Source organism: Amycolatopsis silviterrae, assembly GCF_042684085.1.
Taxonomy (GTDB): Bacteria; Actinomycetota; Actinomycetes; order Mycobacteriales; family Pseudonocardiaceae; genus Amycolatopsis; species Amycolatopsis silviterrae.
Genome location: NZ_JBHUKS010000008.1, coordinates 497,726 through 514,122 on the forward strand (window position 1 = coordinate 497,726; position 16,397 = coordinate 514,122).

The 16,397-nt window shown below is 68.4% G+C and carries 16 protein-coding genes, 1 pseudogene and 1 riboswitch; of the genes and pseudogenes, 11 read left to right on the forward strand and 6 right to left on the reverse strand.

Going from position 1 to position 16,397, the window contains the following annotated elements; translation table 11 throughout:
• Positions 1-3: 3 nt before the first annotated feature.
• Positions 4-942: a helix-turn-helix domain-containing protein gene (locus ACFSVL_RS14365; protein ID WP_378304219.1), complete on the reverse strand. Its 939-nt coding sequence runs from the start codon at positions 940-942 to the stop codon at positions 4-6.
• A 70-nt stretch (positions 943-1,012) separates the two neighbouring features.
• Here ACFSVL_RS14365 and ACFSVL_RS14370 point away from each other — a divergent pair, with 70 nt between their 5' ends.
• The 7 genes and pseudogenes from ACFSVL_RS14370 to ACFSVL_RS14400 all read left to right on the forward strand — a co-directional run bounded on the left by ACFSVL_RS14370 (position 1,013) and on the right by ACFSVL_RS14400 (position 8,525).
• Complete coding sequence (locus ACFSVL_RS14370; protein WP_378304221.1) at positions 1,013-1,465, forward strand: DUF3180 domain-containing protein; 453 nt, start codon at positions 1,013-1,015, stop codon at positions 1,463-1,465.
• Positions 1,466-1,534: 69 nt separating this feature from the next.
• On the forward strand, positions 1,535-3,415 hold the full coding sequence (locus ACFSVL_RS14375) for a DUF6779 domain-containing protein (RefSeq protein WP_378304223.1): 1,881 nt from the start codon (positions 1,535-1,537) through the stop codon (positions 3,413-3,415).
• 612 nt (positions 3,416-4,027) lie between these two features.
• Complete coding sequence (locus ACFSVL_RS14380; RefSeq protein ID WP_378304285.1) at positions 4,028-5,134, forward strand: PrsW family intramembrane metalloprotease; 1,107 nt, start codon at positions 4,028-4,030, stop codon at positions 5,132-5,134.
• A 247-nt stretch (positions 5,135-5,381) separates the two neighbouring features.
• Positions 5,382-6,296, forward strand: a pseudogene (locus ACFSVL_RS14385) (Rossmann-like and DUF2520 domain-containing protein); the annotation flags it as partial.
• Positions 6,293-7,201, forward strand: a complete 909-nt coding sequence (gene panC / locus ACFSVL_RS14390) for a pantoate--beta-alanine ligase (RefSeq protein ID WP_378304225.1) — start codon at positions 6,293-6,295, stop codon at positions 7,199-7,201. The pseudogene ACFSVL_RS14385 and the gene panC, both read left to right, overlap by 4 nt.
• Positions 7,202-7,213: 12 nt before the next feature.
• The gene (panD, locus tag ACFSVL_RS14395; protein WP_043827144.1) at positions 7,214-7,708 is read left to right on the forward strand and encodes an aspartate 1-decarboxylase; all 495 of its coding nucleotides are present in this window, start codon (positions 7,214-7,216) and stop codon (positions 7,706-7,708) included.
• A 43-nt stretch (positions 7,709-7,751) separates the two neighbouring features.
• Positions 7,752-8,525 carry a type III pantothenate kinase gene (locus ACFSVL_RS14400; RefSeq protein ID WP_378304227.1) on the forward strand — a complete coding sequence of 258 codons (774 nt, stop codon included), beginning with the start codon at positions 7,752-7,754 and terminating at the stop codon, positions 8,523-8,525.
• Here the strand turns inward: ACFSVL_RS14400 and ACFSVL_RS14405 are convergent.
• A complete protein-coding gene (locus ACFSVL_RS14405) occupies positions 8,522-9,256 on the reverse strand; it encodes an SDR family oxidoreductase (RefSeq protein ID WP_378304229.1) in 735 nt (244 codons plus the stop codon). The genes ACFSVL_RS14400 and ACFSVL_RS14405 overlap by 4 nt on opposite strands.
• 87 nt (positions 9,257-9,343) lie before the next feature.
• Here ACFSVL_RS14405 and ACFSVL_RS14410 point away from each other — a divergent pair, with 87 nt between their 5' ends.
• A complete protein-coding gene (locus ACFSVL_RS14410) occupies positions 9,344-10,198 on the forward strand; it encodes a sigma-70 family RNA polymerase sigma factor (protein ID WP_378304231.1) in 855 nt (284 codons plus the stop codon).
• A 3-nt stretch (positions 10,199-10,201) separates the two neighbouring features.
• Here the strand turns inward: ACFSVL_RS14410 and ACFSVL_RS14415 are convergent, their stop codons facing one another.
• Positions 10,202-10,516, reverse strand: a complete 315-nt coding sequence (locus ACFSVL_RS14415; RefSeq protein WP_378304233.1) for a DMT family transporter — start codon at positions 10,514-10,516, stop codon at positions 10,202-10,204.
• Positions 10,517-10,549: 33 nt separating this feature from the next.
• A riboswitch (guanidine-III (ykkC-III) riboswitch) is annotated at positions 10,550-10,611 on the reverse strand.
• Between the two features lie 49 nt (positions 10,612-10,660).
• Complete coding sequence (locus ACFSVL_RS14420) at positions 10,661-11,425, reverse strand: class I SAM-dependent methyltransferase (RefSeq protein WP_378304235.1); 765 nt, start codon at positions 11,423-11,425, stop codon at positions 10,661-10,663.
• Between the two features lie 82 nt (positions 11,426-11,507).
• Here ACFSVL_RS14420 and lysS point away from each other — a divergent pair, with 82 nt between their 5' ends.
• Together lysS and ACFSVL_RS14430 are read left to right on the forward strand one after the other, a co-directional pair.
• Positions 11,508-13,016: a lysine--tRNA ligase gene (gene lysS / locus ACFSVL_RS14425; RefSeq protein ID WP_378304237.1), complete on the forward strand. Its 1,509-nt coding sequence runs from the start codon at positions 11,508-11,510 to the stop codon at positions 13,014-13,016.
• Positions 13,017-13,179: 163 nt separating this feature from the next.
• The gene (locus tag ACFSVL_RS14430; RefSeq protein WP_020664267.1) at positions 13,180-13,533 is read left to right on the forward strand and encodes a histone-like nucleoid-structuring protein Lsr2; all 354 of its coding nucleotides are present in this window, start codon (positions 13,180-13,182) and stop codon (positions 13,531-13,533) included.
• A 131-nt stretch (positions 13,534-13,664) separates the two neighbouring features.
• Here the strand turns inward: ACFSVL_RS14430 and ACFSVL_RS14435 are convergent, their stop codons facing one another.
• A complete protein-coding gene (locus tag ACFSVL_RS14435; protein ID WP_378304239.1) occupies positions 13,665-14,492 on the reverse strand; it encodes a DUF6597 domain-containing transcriptional factor in 828 nt (275 codons plus the stop codon).
• 66 nt (positions 14,493-14,558) lie between these two features.
• Here ACFSVL_RS14435 and ACFSVL_RS14440 point away from each other — a divergent pair, with 66 nt between their 5' ends.
• Complete coding sequence (locus ACFSVL_RS14440; RefSeq protein WP_378304241.1) at positions 14,559-15,128, forward strand: TIGR03086 family metal-binding protein; 570 nt, start codon at positions 14,559-14,561, stop codon at positions 15,126-15,128.
• A 19-nt stretch (positions 15,129-15,147) separates the two neighbouring features.
• Here ACFSVL_RS14440 and ACFSVL_RS14445 read toward each other — a convergent pair whose 3' ends face one another.
• Positions 15,148-15,963, reverse strand: coding sequence for a (2Fe-2S)-binding protein (locus ACFSVL_RS14445; protein WP_378304243.1), 816 nt, complete (start codon positions 15,961-15,963; stop codon positions 15,148-15,150).
• Positions 15,964-16,397: the final 434 nt, after the last annotated feature.

The following is a 16,397-nucleotide window of genomic DNA, read 5'->3' on the forward strand; positions in this document are numbered from 1 at the left end:
CACTCACGAGGCCCGCAGTGCCGCCAGCAGGAACTGCACCTCGTCCTGCCTGCTCGGGATGGCGGGCCAGCCGTTGATGGTCGCCAGCAGCTGCCAGTACCGCTCGGCGCGCGGATCCGCGCCGACGGCGATTCCGTCGGCCATCTTGTAACGGACCGCCGGGTCGGCCGGGTCCTGGCCGGGCAGCGCCGAGGCGGTCGCGATCGCGTCCGCCAGCGCCCGTCCGGCCGGGGAGCCCGGCGCGTGGCCCGCGTCGAGCGCGGACCGGGCGTCGGTCATCCAGGCCTCCCAGTTTTCCTGCTGAGCCTTCGACGGCCGCTCGTACTCGCCGGCTTCCCGCGTGGCCGAATGCCGCTCGCTCATCGTGCGGATGGACTGCCGGAAGCCGGGGTCCCGCACGAGTTCGGCGAACTCGATCCAGGCCTCCAGCTGTTCCGGCGTCGGATCATCCGGAAGATCCGGTTTCGCCGACTGCATTCGCGCGTAGAACTCGGGATCGACATCGAGCCCTTCCATCATTTCGGCCCAGAACTCATCCACCAAACGGCGGCGTTCCTCGTCCGGCATTTGGGCGATGCGATTCATCAGTTTCACTTCCTCCAGCTCGGAATCCCGTTTCAGCACCGCGCGCAATACCGCGCGGCGCAGCCGCAACCGCCGGATCTGCTCGTCGAGGGCGTCGACGTGGCTGGTCGCCAGGTCGCGCACCGTCGTCTCGCGCGCCAGAGCGCGGGAAACGTCGGGCAGGCCGATGCCCAGCTCGCGTAAGGTCCGGACCAGCTCCAGCCGGGCGAGCGCGTGCGCGTCGTACAGCCGGTAGCCGGCACCGGTCCGCTGCGTGGGCGGGAGCAGGCCCTCGTCGGAGTAGAACCGGATGGTCTTCACCGGCAGCCCCGTCCGCCGGGACAGTTCGCCGATCGTGAAGACCGTGGTGGCAGGCATGTCAGGCATCGTGGAGTCTCCAGTCGCTGGAGAGTCAAGCGTGCCAGAACGGGCTCGGTACGGTGGAGTCATGCACTTCACGCGGTCCCGGGACCTGGTCGTGGCCGCGGTCCTCGGCCTCGCCGTGGTCTACGTGCTGTTCCAGGCCGCTTACGGCGATCTGCCGCGGCTGCCGACGCTCGCCGGGGTGACCTTCGCGGTCCTCGCGATCGCCGAGGCGGGATTGGCGCTGTCGATCCGGTCCCGGATCAAGTCGGGCCGGGTGCACGGCGACGCGGTCGGGATCGCGCGGGCGGTCGCGCTGGCGAAGGCGTCTTCGCTGGCCGGGGCGGTCCTCTGCGGTGGCTGGGTGGCGGCGTTCATCTATGTTTTCCCGCGACGTGACGAACTAGTCGCCGCGGTCTCGGACAGCAAGTCGGCGGTCGTCGGGGCGGTGTCGTCGGCGTTGCTCGTAGCTGCCGGTTTGTGGCTCGAGCACTGCTGCCGGACGCCACCGGAGGACCGTCGGACAACGACCGGTTAACGCTTCGATGGCGCCGCTCGAAGTACCGACTAGGTCTCATTCGGATCACTGGAAGGTACGGTGTCAGGCATGACTGGCGTGGGTGACGACTCGCACGGCCGCCGCCCTGGCAGGCCGTGGCTTGTCGCCGGATTGCTCCTCGCTGTCGGCGCCACCGTGGTTTTGGTGCTCAGCGACGACCTCCGGTACCTCCGGCTCGGGATCGTCGCGGCCCTCTGGGCGGCTCTGATCGGTGCCTTCCTCGCTGTTCGCGCCCGCAAGAACGCGGCGCACAGCGAGGACGCGGCCGCCGAGGCGCAGGCGGTGTACGAACTGGAGCTGGAACGCGAGATCGCGGCCCGGCGGGAGTACGAACTCGAGCTCGAGACGGAAACGCGAGAGGCCGCGCAGGCACAGTCACGCGAGGAATTGGATGCGCTGCGTGCCGAAGTGGCTGCGCTGCGCGAAAGTCTGCAATCGCTGTTCGGCGGCGAGGTGCTGCTCGAACGCGTCGCACTCACCGCGCAGGCCACCCGGATGCGGGCGCTGAACGACGAGCAGCGGCTCGTTTCCGCCGGTTCCGAAACGAAGAACGGCAACGGCAAGAAGCCGGCTCAGCTGCTGGCCCCGAAGAAACCGGTGGTCGAGGTTCCGGAGCGGCCGACCGAATTCATGGACCGGGTCGTTGACGCGCCGCCCGCGGAGCGCCGCCGGGTGCCGGTGAACGGTACTAATGGCGCGGCGAAGTCCAATGGCGCCAACGGGACTTCCGGTACGAACGGGTCGATCAGTGCTGGGCTGAACGGTTCCGGTCCGAACGGTGACCGGTCGACGCAGCTGCGCACCCAGCAGATGCCGCGGCTCAAGCCGAAGCGTCCGGAACCGCCCGCCGAGCCGGAGCCGTTCGAGGACGAGGTCGAGCCGAACGGTGCCGCTCGTGATCCTCGCGCCAGCCTCGCGGACGCGTTCGTGCCGCGGGGCGGCCGCGGTCCGGACGCGGGTCCGCACGAGGGGCGGGCCAGTGTGGCGGACGCGTTCGCCGGGCGTGAGCCGCGTAATGGCGCGCCGGAACCGCATGTGACGCGTGCGCCGGAGGCTGAGCGTCGTTCGGCTGGTGAGTCTGGGTCGCATGTCATTCCGGAGCCGTATGAGCAAGACAGCGTTGAGCGTGCGCCGCGTAACGTGACTGAGCCGTTGCCGCGGTCGCGGGAGAATCGGGCTGCTGCGCCGGAAACTCGGGGGCCCGCTGGGCGTCCGGAGGATGCGGAGCGTGGGCCGGGTAAGCCGGCTCGTCGGCCGCAGAATGATGCGCCGGAGCCGGCTCGTCGGCCGGTCGCGGATGCGCAGCCGACTCGGACGGTTCCGCCGGTGAGTAAGCCGGAGCCGTCGGTGCCGGCGGTGAAAGAGGAGCGGGCGGTGCCTCGGTTGGCTGCTCGGCCTGCGCCGAAGCGGGTTGAGGAGCGGGCGGAGGCGGTTGAGCAGACTGCGGTTTCCCGGCCTGCGGAGCCGGCTCGGCATGCGGAGCCTGCGGTGAAGAAGCCGGAAGCTCCGGCTGAGCCTGTTCGTGCGCCGTCTCGGTTGGAGCAGTTCTCTCGGTCTGATTTGTCGCCGTTGGCTGCGGATACGCCTACTGGGCGGCATGGTGCGCCGGGGGCGGATAAGTCGGCGTTGCCGGAGGCTGTTCGGACGGCTGGGAGCGGGACTGGTGGGCGTCGGCGGAGGCCTGATGATGAGCCTGCTCCGGTGCCGTCGGCTGGTGGGCGTCGGCGGCGGCCGGATGGGGAGCCGCCTGCTTGGGAGGCCTCGGGGGATGACGGGGTTGAGGAGGAGTCGGCGCATGGGCGGCGGTCCGCGGAGCGTGGGGCTGGTGCGGCGGGGAGTCATGCGGCTGGGCGGTCGGTGACGGAATTGCTTGCGGCTAATGGGAAAACTGAGGGGAGTCCGCGTAGGCGGCGTCGGGCTGAGGATTGAGGGCTCGTCGCCTGGCGGCGACATTGCGTCCGGGGTGTGGTGGGGGCACCCCGAAGCTTGATTGTGATGACGGACGGCGGGTGCTTGTCAAGGCGGGAAAGATGCCTTGACAAGCACCCGCCGTCCGCATTGGGGCTTCGTATCGGGGTGCGGGGGTGGTGTGGGTGCCTGGCTGGTTTGGGTGCGTTGGTGGCGGTTGTCGATGGGGTGGGGCTTGCGCCCCAATGTGGCATTGGGTGCGTTAGATGCAACGAATGCCACATTGGGTGCGTGGGATGCACCGAATGCCACATTGGGGCGCTTCGGGCGGCGGGGGTGGTCTGTGAAGGACTCCTTGAGGGAATCTGGGTCTGTGAAGGGGCCCCTCACGGACGGGCGGGGTCGCCGAGGGGCTGTGAGGGGAACCCTGGGGGAATCAGGGGCTGGGAAGGTGGCCCTCACGGACCTTGGTGGGGGACGTCGGTCACAGTGGTATCCCGCATAGGGCTGAACCCCATACGCCCAACCGGCATCCTGAGCAGCCCCTGCGTAGGGTGACCGCTCGTGAACGGCACCATTCCCGCCACGCCGCCGGGTTCTGCGTCCACGCCATCTCGCTCGCGGCATATCACCGTGCTCCTTCCGGTGCTCGGGCTGATCGTCGTGGCGTTGTGCGGGCTTTTCCTTTTCGGGCTCGCCACGGCGCGCGTTGGGTGGCTGGCTGTCGCGATCGGGGTTGTCGCTGCGTTGGTGCCGGTCGGGGTGGTGGTCGCGGGGCTGCTGTGGGTTGATCGGTGGGAGCCTGAGCCGGCGAAGCTGCTCTTGATCGCTTTTGCTTGGGGCGCTTGCATTGCCACCGTTACCGCGCTGCTGATCAATACCGGGGCCGAAGCGTTCGGGGACCTGCTTCTTGGCGGTGGCAATGGGAGCAAGGTCAGTGCTCTCGTCTCCGCGCCGCTGGTCGAGGAGGCTGCGAAGGGCGTCTTCGTCCTGTTGATCTTCTGGCGGCGCAACGAGGAATTCGACGGGATTGTCGACGGCGTCGTCTACGCGGGCTTCGCGGCTGCCGGGTTTGCCTTCACCGAGAACATCTATTACTTCGGCCGCGCGTTCGCTGACCACGGCTTTGGCAACGGCACCAGCTCCGGGGTGCTGGCCGCTTTCCTCGTGCGTGGGGTGCTTTCGCCGTTCACGCATCCGCTGTTCACCGCCATGACCGGCATCGGGTTTGGCATCGCCGCACGCTATGCGCAGCGGTGGGTACGGATTGTCGCGCCGCTGGTCGGGTATCTCGTCGGCGTCCTATTGCACGCGCTGTGGAACGCCGCGGCCACGCTCAACGGCGGAAAGTCCTTCCTCACGCTGTATTTCCTGGTGATTTTGCCGCTGCTGATCGCCGCGATCTACGTGATCGTGTTGCAGCGGCGCAGAGAACAGCGGATCGTCGCCGCCGCGTTGCCGAAGATGGCGGCTGCGCGGTGGATCGCGCCGTCGGAGGTCGACTTGCTTGCCAGTCTCTCTGGGCGGCGGGAGTGGCGTAAGCAAGCGCGCAAGCAGTCCGGGCGGGCGGCGGCCAGGGCGGTGGGCCGGTATCAGGCAAGCGTGACGGAACTCGCATTCCTTCGCCGCACTCGGCTGCGCACGGAACAGGACCGGCAGCGGCAGGAAGAGTTGTTGCAGGCACTGCGGGACGCCCGCGCCGATGCGGTGCGATTGGCGAACAATCGCGACAGTCGGTGAACATTCCCCGTCCGGGGTAGCTCGACCGTGCCAAAAGTGGCGTTCCACCGGGGGATTTAGGTGGGCGGCGGCGGGAACCGGGCGAACGCCAATAGGGTACGGGCGCGAGTGGACGCCCCGGGTGAAGCTGGTCACCCAGGTGCCGCGATCCGCCCGGGTCGGGGCTACTCTCGCGCCGTCGTCTGGTACCCGCGACGAAAGAGCGGGACTGGAACGAACATGAGGAGTTTCGAGCCATGAGCGTCCACAGGCGCACGCCATGAACCGACCGGCCCGCCTTGCCGTGGGCGTCGTTTCCGCCGGCCGCGTGGGCAGTGTCCTCGGCGCGGCTTTGGCCAGGGCAGGCCACACGGTCGTCGCCGCGTCCGGGCTGTCCGCCGCTTCGCTGAACCGCGCGGAACGGCTGCTGCCGGATGTCCCGTTGCTGCCGCCCGACGAGGTCGTGCGGAGAGCTGATCTGGTGCTGCTCGCGTTGCCGGACGACGCGCTGGCCGGCACCGTCCGTGGTCTGGTCGCTACGAATTCCGTGCGGGCCGGCCAGATTGTGGTGCACACCTCGGGTGCGCACGGCATCGACGTGCTGGCCCCGGTCGCGGAAGCCGGCGCGCTGCCGCTCGCGCTGCATCCGGTGCTCACCTTCACCGGGCGCGAGGAAGACCTGGAACGCCTTGTCGCGGCGAGCATCGGCGTCACCGCGGCACCGGACGACGACGCGGCGTGGAACGTCGGCGAGGCGCTCGCGGTCGAGATGGGCGCCGAGCCGGTGCGGGTGCCCGAATCCGCGCGGGCGCTGTATCACGCGGCGCTGGCGCATGGCGCGAATCACCTGATGACGCTGGTCGCCGACTGCACCGAAACCCTGCGCGACGCCGGAATCGGGCATCCGGAACGACTCGTCGCACCGCTGCTTTCGGCGGCATTGGACAATGTCTTGCGCCACGGGGACCGCGCCCTCACCGGACCGGTCCCGCGTGGTGATCTCGGCACCGTCCGCAAGCACCTCGACGTGCTCACGGACCGCGCGCCGCAGATCGCCCCGGCCTACCGGGCGCTGGCCCGGCGCACGGCCGAACGGTCCCGTGCCGCCGGCCTGCTCGATCCCGCGGCCGCGGGCGAACTGACCGACCTGCTTGCCGACCCCGCCGAAGGACAGACCCCGTGACGACACCGAAATTCCAGCGCGGAACGCTCAACACGTTCCAGCCGCCGGAGCACATCAGCAAGGTGAGCCAGGCGCTGCGCAGCGTCGGCCGGAAAGTCGCGCTCGTGCCCACCATGGGCGCGCTGCACGACGGGCACCGCGAGTTGCTGCGCCGCGCGAAGCGGCTGCCGAACACGGTTGTCGCCGCGTCGATCTTCGTGAACCCGTTGCAGTTCGGCGAGGGCGAGGACTTCGAGGCGTACCCGCGTCAGCTCGAAGCGGACTTGGCGGCGTTGTCCGAAGCTGGCGTCGAACTGGCCTTCACGCCGAAGGCCTCGGACATGTTCGACGAGAACGCGGCGGTCACCCTGAACCCCGGACCGCTCGGCGACGAACTCGAGGGCGCGGTCCGGCCAGGGCATTTCTCCGGGATGCTCACGATCGTCGCGAAGCTGCTCAACGTGGTCCGCCCGGACTACGCGTTCTTCGGGGAGAAGGACTACCAGCAGCTGGTGCTGATCAAACGGATGGTGGCGGACCTGAACATCGACACCCGGATCATCGGGCTGCCGACCGTCCGGGAGCGGGACGGCCTCGCGCTGTCCTCGCGCAACGTCTACCTGACGCCGGAGCAGCGGGAAGACGCTGTGGTGCTGTCGGCCGCGTTGTCGGCCGGGGCGCACGTCGGACGGGACGGAGCGGCGGCCGTGCTGGAGATGGCGCGGCAGACGCTCGCGGCCCGTCCCCAGGTGGAAGTGGATTACCTGGAATTGCGGGGAACCGATCTAGGGCCGGCCCCCGTCGATGGAGAGGCGCGGTTGCTGGTCGCCGCCCGGGTGGGGAGTACCCGGCTGATCGACAACGCGGGAGTGCTGCTCGGAAAAGCCGTGGAACATCCGAGCGGGGATCCGGACGCAGGGGAATAGGGAGAGTCCACAATGTATCGAACGATGCTGAAGTCGAAGATCCACCGGGCCACGGTGACCCAGGCCGACCTGCACTACGTCGGCTCGGTCACGGTCGATGAGGACCTCATGGAGGCCGCCGATCTGCTCGAGGGCGAGCAGGTGTCCATTGTGGATGTCACGAACGGCGCGCGGCTGGAGACCTACGTCATCACCGGCGAGCGCGGCAGCGGCGTGCTCGGCATCAACGGAGCCGCCGCGCACCTGGTGCACCCTGGCGACCTGGTGATCCTGATCGCCTACGGCCAGATGGACGACGCGGAGGCGCGCGCTTACCGGCCGCGAGTGATCTTTGTGGACGATTACAACCGGATCGTCGAGCGCGGGGACGACCCGGCGCACGCACCGGACGGTTCGGGTCTGCTGAGCGGCACGGTCACGTTGCCCGAAGAGGACACGATGACCTTCCCAGTGGCCGAGACCGCGGACGCGCGTCGCCTCGACGCGTTGCTGCACGCCGAAAACTGACCTGTCCCGGCGGCGATCGCGAGCCGCAGTAAGGAAGACCTCGTTGCTGCTCACTGTCGACGTCGGCAACACCAACATCGTGCTCGGCCTCTACCAGGGCACCGAGCTGGTCGGTGACTGGCGGATGCGCACCGACGCGCGGATGACCGCGGACGAACTCGCCCTCACCGTGCGCGGCCTGCTCGGCCCGCATGCCGACGCGGTCACCGGAATCAGCGCGCTGTCCACGGTTCCCGCGGTGCTGCGGGAACTGCGCGTGATGCTCGGCCGCTATTACGCGCGGGTGCCGAAGGTCGTGGTCGAGCCCGGCGTGCGCACCGGGGTCGCGCTGCTGGTGGACAACCCGAAGGAAGTCGGCGCGGACCGGCTGGTGAACACCCTTGCCGCGCACCATTTGCACGCCACCGCGTGTGTGGTGGTCGATTTCGGCACGTCCACGAATGTCGACGCGATCTCGGCCCGGGGGGAATTCCTCGGCGGGGCGTTCGCCCCGGGCATCGAGATTTCGGTGGACGCGCTCGCCGCCCGCGCGGCCGCGCTGCGCAAGGTGGAACTCGTCCCGCCGCGTTCGGTGATCGGCAAGAACACCGTGGAATGCCTGCAATCCGGCATTCTCTACGGCTTCGCCGGCCAGGTCGACGGGCTCGTGAGGCGGATCGTGCGCGAATTGCAGGCCGACAGCACGGATCCGGTCACGGTGATCGCCACCGGCGGCCTGGCCCCGTTGGTGCTGGGCGAATCCGAGACGATCAAGGAGCACGTGCCGGACCTCACGCTGCTCGGGCTGCGGCTGGTGTACGAACGGAATGTGCGTTAGCCGAACTGTTCGGCGAGGTATTCCTCGAAAGTGCGGGTGCCGGTGTCCGCGTCGAGGTTGAGGTTGCCGTCCGCGCGGTAGACCTTTCCGGCCGCACCGGGAATGCGCATCGGCATTTTCAGCCGTCGCCGTCCGCGAGCCTGCAAATACTTGTCGACCAGCTCGTCCATGCCGTACACCTTGGGCCCGGCCAGATCCCGCACTCGCCCGGCCGGGTCGCCGAGCGCCAGCCGCGCGATCCGCGTCGCCACTTCGCGAGCGTCGACCGGCTGGAAATGGATCGCCGGTACCGGCACGATCGGCAGTTTCGCCGCCGCTTGCACGGCGTTGAGGCAGAAGCCGTGGAACTGGGCCGCGCGCAGGATGGTCGAGGGCACGTCCGCCGCGGCGACGAGCTTTTCGGCTTCGTGCTTGCGGCGGAAATAGCCCAGCGGCACCGCGTCCGCGGCGATCACCGAAATGAAAACCAGGTGGCCGACTCCGGCGCGTTCTGCGGCGCGGACGAGATTCGCGGTCGCCACGTCGTCGCCTTTCGGGCCGCCTGCCAGGTGCACGACCACGTCGGCGCCATCGACGGCGGGGGCCAGCCCTTCGCCGGTCATCAGGTCGCAGGCGAACCGGCCAGGGCCGTTCGCGTTCCGGCTCAGCACGCGCACCTTGGCGTCGCCGAGTGCGGGAACGACCAGCTTGCCGAGGGTTCCGGTGCCGCCGGTGACCAAGATCGTCGTCATGACAATTCCTTCCGGGTAAAGTGCCGCAGGGCTGGGCACTGGGGGTGTCCTACTGGGATGAACCCGCCCGCGAAGGAGATGTGACAGGTGGACGACCGAGACCTGCTCGCGGCCCAATTCGAGGAACAGCGTCCGCGGCTTCGCGGGGTCGCGTACCGGATGCTCGGCTCGCTCAGCGAGGCCGATGACGCGGTGCAGGAAGCCTGGCTGCGCGCCGACAGCGCGGATGTTTCCGCAGTGCAGAATTTGCCCGCCTGGCTCACCACCGTGGTGGCGCGGGTGTGCCTGAACCTGTTGCGCACGCGCGAACGTCGCCGCGAGGACTCGCTGGACGCGTTCCCGGTCGACCGCGGCGACGACAGCGCTGATCTCGCCGAAGAAGCTGAGCTGGCCGATTCCGTCGGCCTGGCGATGCTTGTCGTGCTCGACGTCCTCGGCCCGGCCGAGCGGATCGCGTTCGTGCTGCACGATCTGTTCGCGGTGCCGTTCGAGGACATCGCGCAGATCCTCGACCGCAGTCCAGCGGCGGTCCGGCAGTTGGCCAGCCGGGCCCGTCGCCGAGTGCGCGGCGGGGAAGCTACTCCGGCCGACGCGAGCCGGCGGCGCGGGGCGGTCGAGGCTTATCTCGCGGCTGCTCGTGAAGGCGACTTCGCGGGATTGCTGAAAGTGCTCGATCCCGACGTCGTGCTGCACTCGGACACCGGCGCGGCACCCGTGGTGCTACGCGGCGTCCGAGCGGTCAGCAAGGGCGCACTGCTCGCTTCGGAAGTCGCGCGCAGTACGCAGGTCGCGTTGGTCAACGGCGTTCCCGGCCTGGTGCTCGCCCCGCGCGGCCGGCTGGCTGTGGCGCTGACCTTCGTATTCGACGGCGACCGGATTACCGGGATCGACGTGATTTCCGCGCCGGAACGGCTCCGCGCGCTGGATATCTCGCTCACGTGAAGATCAGTGGAACAATTTCAGCCCGACGACCCCGGCGACAATCAGCACCAGACAGGTGATCCGGCCGACGGTGAGCGGATCGTTCATCGCGACGATCCCGTACACCGCGGTACCTACCGCGCCGATGCCGACCCACACCGCGTATCCGGTGCCGAGCGGAATTTCGCGCAATGCGTACGCGAGGCCGGACATGCTGAGCAGCAGCGCGCCGCCGAACAGCACGCTCGGCCAGAGTTTGCTGAAGCCTTTCGACGCGCCGAGGGCCGCGGCCCACACGGTTTCGAGAAATCCGGAAACGACAAGAACGAGCCAGGACATGATCAAGAACCTTTCGCAGTGACGGATGCGTTCACTGCGCCGTCTTGTCGTCACCGGGTACGACGCGCTCGTCCGGGGCGGAGCACCGCCACTTCCGAAATTAGCACCGTCCGGCCGCGCCGAGGTGGTGATTTCGGTCGCCACTCAGCTCCGGCGAGCGCGCAGAACCGTGGTGACCAGGGGATAGTCGAATTCGCCCGTTCCCGCCTGCGGAACGGATTCCAGGTACTTGCGGGCTTGGGCGAGCCGTCGGTCCCGGTCTTCGGCGGAAGCGACGAGCAGATGCGAATGCGTCGCCACGGTCGCCAGCAGGGAATCGACAGTGCGCCGGTGCGTGTGGGTGAACAGCTCGTGGGAGAACCGGCCGAAGCCGTCCGCGCGCAGCGGGCGATCCGGATCGGCGAACCCCCGGCTGACCCCGGTGCGGATGAGCCGGGAGAACTCGAGCACCCACGGCACCGATTCGTCGTCGTGATTCCACAGCGCGACTACCGCGCCGCCCGGCCGCAGCACCCGGCGGATCTCGGCGAACGCCGCTTCTAAATCGAACCAGTGCAGAGCCTGCCCGACGAAAACCGCGTCCGCTGATTCATCCGGCAGCGGGATGTCCTCGGCCTTGCCGGTCAGCGCGGGAACGTCCGGGAGCAGCCGGGACAGTTCGGCGAGCATGTCCGCGTCGGGTTCCACCGCGGTCACCGAGCGGCCGAGATCGGTCAGTCCCTCGGTCAATTTTCCGGTGCCCGCGGCCAGGTCGAGCACGTCGCGGACCGGCCGGGACGCGCCGGCCATACCCCATTCGAGTGCCGCGCGGGGATAGTCCGGCCGGTGCCGGGCATAGGCGCCTGCCTGGTCCCCGAAGGAGGAAGCGCGCCGGGCGTGCAGTTCCGCGTCAGTGCCGGGATCGCTCACGGGTAACCACCCTAATACCGTGAGTGCTCCGTAAGGGGAATCCGGTTGACGCGGTTCACCAGCGGCTTCGTACGCTATGGCCATGACCGAATTCCCCGCGTCCGACGCACTGCCCGATGACGACCTGCCCGAACAGATGCGGGTGCGCCGGGACAAGCGCGACCGGATAATCGCGGAGGGCGCCGATCCTTACCCGGTAGAGGTTCCGCGTACGCACAGTCTCGCGCAGATCCGTGCCGAACATTCCGGTCTCGAAGCCGACACCAGCACCGGTCAGTCGGTGGGCGTCACCGGTCGCGTCATGTTTCTCCGCAATACGGGCAAACTGTGTTTCGCCACTCTTCGTGAGGGCGACGGCACGGAACTGCAGGCGATGCTGAGTCTCGCGCAGGTCGGTGCCGAGTCGCTCGCCTCGTGGAAGTCCACTGTCGATCTTGGCGACCATGTATTCGTGCACGGCGAGGTGATCACCTCCAAGCGCGGTGAGCTTTCCGTGCTGGCCGACAGCTGGCAGATCGCCGCGAAGGCGCTGCGCCCGCTGCCGGTGGCGTTCAAGGAGCTGGCCGAGGAAACGCGAATCCGGCAGCGTTATGTCGATCTGATTATGCGGCCGAAGGCGCGCGACGTGGTGCGCACGCGCGCCGGCGTGATGCGTTCGCTGCGGGAGTCCTTCCACCGCCGGGCATTCACCGAGGTCGAGACGCCGATGCTGCAGACGTTGCACGGCGGTGCCGCCGCCCGGCCGTTCGTCACGCATTCCAATGCCTTCGACCTCGAGCTGTTCCTGCGCATCGCGCCGGAGCTGTACCTCAAGCGCTGTGTGGTCGGCGGGATCGAGAAGGTCTTCGAGATCAACCGGAACTTCCGCAACGAGGGCAGCGACTCCTCGCACTCGCCGGAGTTCGCGATGCTGGAGTACTACGAGGCGTACGCCACTTACGACACGAATGCCGTGATGACCCGCGAACTCATCCAGGAGGCCGCGGAGAACGTGCTCGGCACCCAGGTCGTCACTCTCGCCGACGGAACCGAGTACGACCTTTCCGGCGAATGGACGACACTCGGCATGTACGAGTCGCTGTCGGAAGCACTCGGCGAGGAAGTGACGCCGGATACTCCGGCCGAAGCACTGCACAAGATCGCCTCGGCGCGCGAGATCGAGGTGGATCCCAAGCTAGCGCACGGCAAACTCGTCGAAGAACTGTGGGAACATCTCGTCGGCGACGGACTGTACGCGCCCACATTTGTCCGGGATTTCCCGCTCGAGACCTCGCCGCTCACCCGGCAGCACCGCAGCCGCGACGGCGTGGCCGAGAAGTGGGACCTGTACGTACGCGGTTTCGAACTCGCCACCGGATACTCCGAGCTGGTGGATCCGGTCGTGGAACGGCAGCGGCTCACCGAACAAGCCCGGCTCGGCGCCGCGGGCGATAGCGAGGCGATGCGTCTCGACGAGGATTTCCTGCGCGCGCTCGAGTACGGAATGCCGCCGAGCGGCGGGGTCGGAATGGGGATCGACCGGCTGCTCATGGCACTGACCGGGCTCGGTATCCGGGAGACGATCCTCTTCCCGCTCGTACGGCCCGAATAGGGGGCCGCTCGTCGCTCCGCTCGAGATTTCCTCAATGCGGATTTGCCTACGGCGGAGCAAGCGGGTATTAATATGGGTGTCAAAGACTTCTGTAGCTCGGGGCTTGCCCCGAAACCAGATCATGTAGCCAGATCATTCGGGTAAGCCCCGCAGGAGGAATCAGATGGCACAGAAGGTGCTGGTCTCTCTGGTCGACGACCTCGACGGCAGTGAGGCGGAAGAGACCGTTGAGTTCGGTTTGGACGGTGTGAGCTACCAGATCGACCTGTCGGGCGAAAACGCCGAGGAGCTGCGGGACGCGCTGGCGCAGTACGTCGAGCACGCTCGTCGCGCCGGTGGCCGCAAGCGCGCGCCGCTGCGTCCGGTCGCCGGTGGCAAGGCCCCGGCCCGCCCGGCCGCGGTCGACCGCGAGCAGAACCAGGCGATTCGCGCGTGGGCCCGCAAGAACGGTTTCCAGGTTTCCGACCGCGGGCGCATCCCGTCGGAGGTCGTCGAGGCTTACCACAAGAAGAACTGACCCGGGCATTTCCGGACTCGCGGATGCGGTCCTCCGGTTAGCGAACCGGGAGAACGCACCGCGCCGGGACTTCGCGGACTGCACGTCAAACGGCCGTCGGGAACATTCCCGGCGGCCGTTTGGCGTGCGCATTAGATTCCCGGCTTTGCGCCGTCCGGAGTGCACGACATCAGCCGGCGAGCGGAGCGGGCGTACTCCGCGGGAGGGGCTCCGGTCACTGCGCGGAAATCGCGGATGAAGTGAGGTTGGTCGCTATAGCCCAGCCGAGTCGCCAGATCCGCGTAATCCGGTGCGGCCGGTGCGGCGAGCAACCGGGCGGCTTCGTTGAGCCGGTAAATCCGGATCGCCCACTTCGGCGTTGTTCCGACGTGCTCGGCGAACAGCCGCTGCACCGCCCGGATCGACAGTCCAAGTGCCGCCGCCAGTTCCGCGACCTTGGTGATCCCGGGATCCGCGGCGATTGTTTCCACCGCCTCCGCGGCCACCCTGCTCGCCCGTGGAATGGGACGGGCGCGTGCGATCAGCAAGTTGTCGATTGCAGTGATCATTTCCGCGTCCGTCTCGGCATTCCGGACGGATTTTTCCGCGACCGCGGCGGCCGGCCCGAAGATTGTGGTCACGTCCGCCATGCGATCGGCGAGGGTGCGCACCGGGGCGTCGAGGAACGGGCGAAAACAGCCTGGCCGGATCCGGGCTCCGATCCCGTGCACGCGTCCGCTGAGCCGATGCGTGAAAAGTTCGTGCGCCGGACCGTAAACTCCGCAGGCTTCAGGGAAGAACGTCACGTGCACCGACAGATTCGGCAGCACGTGCTGATCGTGGGATTCGGTCAGGTCCCAGCGCAGCACCCAGTGGTGTTCCACGAAATCGCGCAGTTCCGGGGCGGGCGGGTGCCGGGTGAGCGTGAACTTGGTGCGTGCCGTCCGCTCGTTCAGGATGCCGCTCGGGATCCGCCCCATGGCTAAAACGGTACTGCGTCGCGTAATTTCAAGACGGCCGCCGCCCGCCGTGGTTGGCTCGGGCGCATGTCGAATCACTCCGGACTGCTTGCCCCGGCCGCCGCCGAACTGAGGCGCGTCGCGGCTGCCGCCCCGTCGCTGACCGCGCCGACCGCATGCGCCGACTACGACGTTCGCGGTCTTCTCAACCATCTTTTCTACTGGGGCCCCTGGCTTGCTGCCGCTATTCGTCAGGAGTCCTACGAACCGCCCGCGCCGAGCGAAGCCGAAGCCTCGCTCGTCGGCGATGACTGGCCGAAGGCGCTTGAGAAATTGACCGACGATGTGGTTGCCGCGCTCACCCCGCCGGAGGCGTGGACCGGAACCGTCGCCTTCGGCGGATCGGAGCTGCCTGCCTCGGTCGTCGGAGACATGGTGCTCGGCGAATTGGTCCTGCACGCCTGGGACCTGACGCGGGCGAGCGGCGTCGAGCTGAATTGCCCGGACGAAGCCGCCGAAGTGATTCTCGCCTTCGCGGCCGGGATGGGCGAGCAGGCTCGCGCCGGCGGCGTTTTCGGCCCGGAGGTCGCGGTGCCGGAAACCGCGCCGGTGCTGCATCGGGCGCTGGGCGCGACCGGCCGGAATCCGTACGCCTGAGATTTTCACTCGATGGAGATCAACGGCGGCAGATGCGCGGACAGCTTTCGCACTCCGCCTCGCCGGGCAGGAGATAGGAGAAGCAACAGCTCTCCCGACGTCGCTCCCACGCCCGGTGGCCGTCGTCGTTGACCGCCATGCGCAAGGTGGACGCCGAGGTCAGCGGGCGGTACTGCGCGTCGAGCACCAATGCCGCGTCCGCGACGCCAGCGCCTTCGGCCTCGGCCGTCCCGCCTTGCTTGCCCACTCGCCACAGCGCGCCGTCCAGCGCGTCAGTGGCGGCTGCCCAGAGCATGCGGCGGCCGAGGCGGGTGGTTGGGGAGTACGCGCGGACGAAGCGGGCAGCGTGGCCGACGAACTGCGCGCGCAGCACCGCGGCCAGCGCGCGCTCGTCGGCCACGACAGTCGCCTCAGGGCGGACGCTGCCCGGGTCGGTGGGCAGGCAGTAGAAGGCGTCGCTGAGCACGGCCATCCCTTCGGGATGCGGCCGGTCGGGGCCGAGGCCGAACGCGAGCTGCTCCGGCTTCAGGCACGGCACTCGGCGCTCGTGGTGCAGCAGCAACGCGCCCACGTACGCGGGGACGTACAGGTACCAGGACATCACGTAGCTGGCCGCGGTCCGCTCCGGTGCCACGCCGTGCTGCTGAATCAGCCATTCGGTCAGCCGGGACCGCCATTCGACGAACAGCGCGGGCCGGTCTAGCAGGTCAGCGCAGCGAAACCAGTCCTCGGGGACGTCGCGGCGCAGGTCGTACCGGGTGCTGGCGCGCAGCAGGGAGGACGCGAGACCGTCGCCGATCTCGCGGGTGTCGTCGCGCGAGCGCTGCGGGTTCACCGGTCCACCCCCTGCTCCTGGCCACTCGCCGTCGTAATTAGGCGTGCCTAACCTTACATACGGAGCGCGATTGCGCCAATCGGGTGGCCACAGAGTGAGACCACCCGGTCGCGCGGGGGTGTTCGCGCTGAGCGGACAGGGGTGCCCGGGCGGAATCCTGATCCGGTCCCGTACGTTCGAGAGGGAGTAAAGGTGCAGCGCAACCGGATGATGAGCGGTGACCGACCGGGTCGCCGTCCGGGTGCGAACGGGCCGCCCGGTTGCCGTAGTGGTACGCAAGCGCGACCGCATGGCTACTAGAGTGGTCTCACGGTGCTGTCCGCCGTGGACGCGATCCACGGAGGTTACGGGCCGCCGACGCAGCAGTCGAGGGAGTGCGCATGTTTGAGAGGTTCACCGACCGCGCGAGGCGGGTGGTCGTCCTGGCCCAAGAA

What these genes read in the sequence shown, in the direction of transcription:
- ACFSVL_RS14435 (WP_378304239.1), bottom strand. Translation starts at nt 14,492, where the DNA reads ATGGGGCGGATCCCGAGCGGCATCCTGAACGAGCGGACGGCACGCACC.
- ACFSVL_RS14440 (WP_378304241.1), top strand. Translation starts at nt 14,559, where the DNA reads ATGTCGAATCACTCCGGACTGCTTGCCCCGGCCGCCGCCGAACTGAGG.
- ACFSVL_RS14370 (WP_378304221.1), top strand. Translation starts at nt 1,013, where the DNA reads ATGCACTTCACGCGGTCCCGGGACCTGGTCGTGGCCGCGGTCCTCGGC.
- ACFSVL_RS14415 (WP_378304233.1), bottom strand. Translation starts at nt 10,516, where the DNA reads ATGTCCTGGCTCGTTCTTGTCGTTTCCGGATTTCTCGAAACCGTGTGG.
- ACFSVL_RS14375 (WP_378304223.1), top strand. Translation starts at nt 1,535, where the DNA reads ATGACTGGCGTGGGTGACGACTCGCACGGCCGCCGCCCTGGCAGGCCG.
- ACFSVL_RS14405 (WP_378304229.1), bottom strand. Translation starts at nt 9,256, where the DNA reads ATGACGACGATCTTGGTCACCGGCGGCACCGGAACCCTCGGCAAGCTG.
- ACFSVL_RS14365 (WP_378304219.1), bottom strand. Translation starts at nt 942, where the DNA reads ATGCCTGCCACCACGGTCTTCACGATCGGCGAACTGTCCCGGCGGACG.
- panD (WP_043827144.1), top strand. Translation starts at nt 7,214, where the DNA reads ATGTATCGAACGATGCTGAAGTCGAAGATCCACCGGGCCACGGTGACC.
- ACFSVL_RS14430 (WP_020664267.1), top strand. Translation starts at nt 13,180, where the DNA reads ATGGCACAGAAGGTGCTGGTCTCTCTGGTCGACGACCTCGACGGCAGT.
- lysS (WP_378304237.1), top strand. Translation starts at nt 11,508, where the DNA reads ATGACCGAATTCCCCGCGTCCGACGCACTGCCCGATGACGACCTGCCC.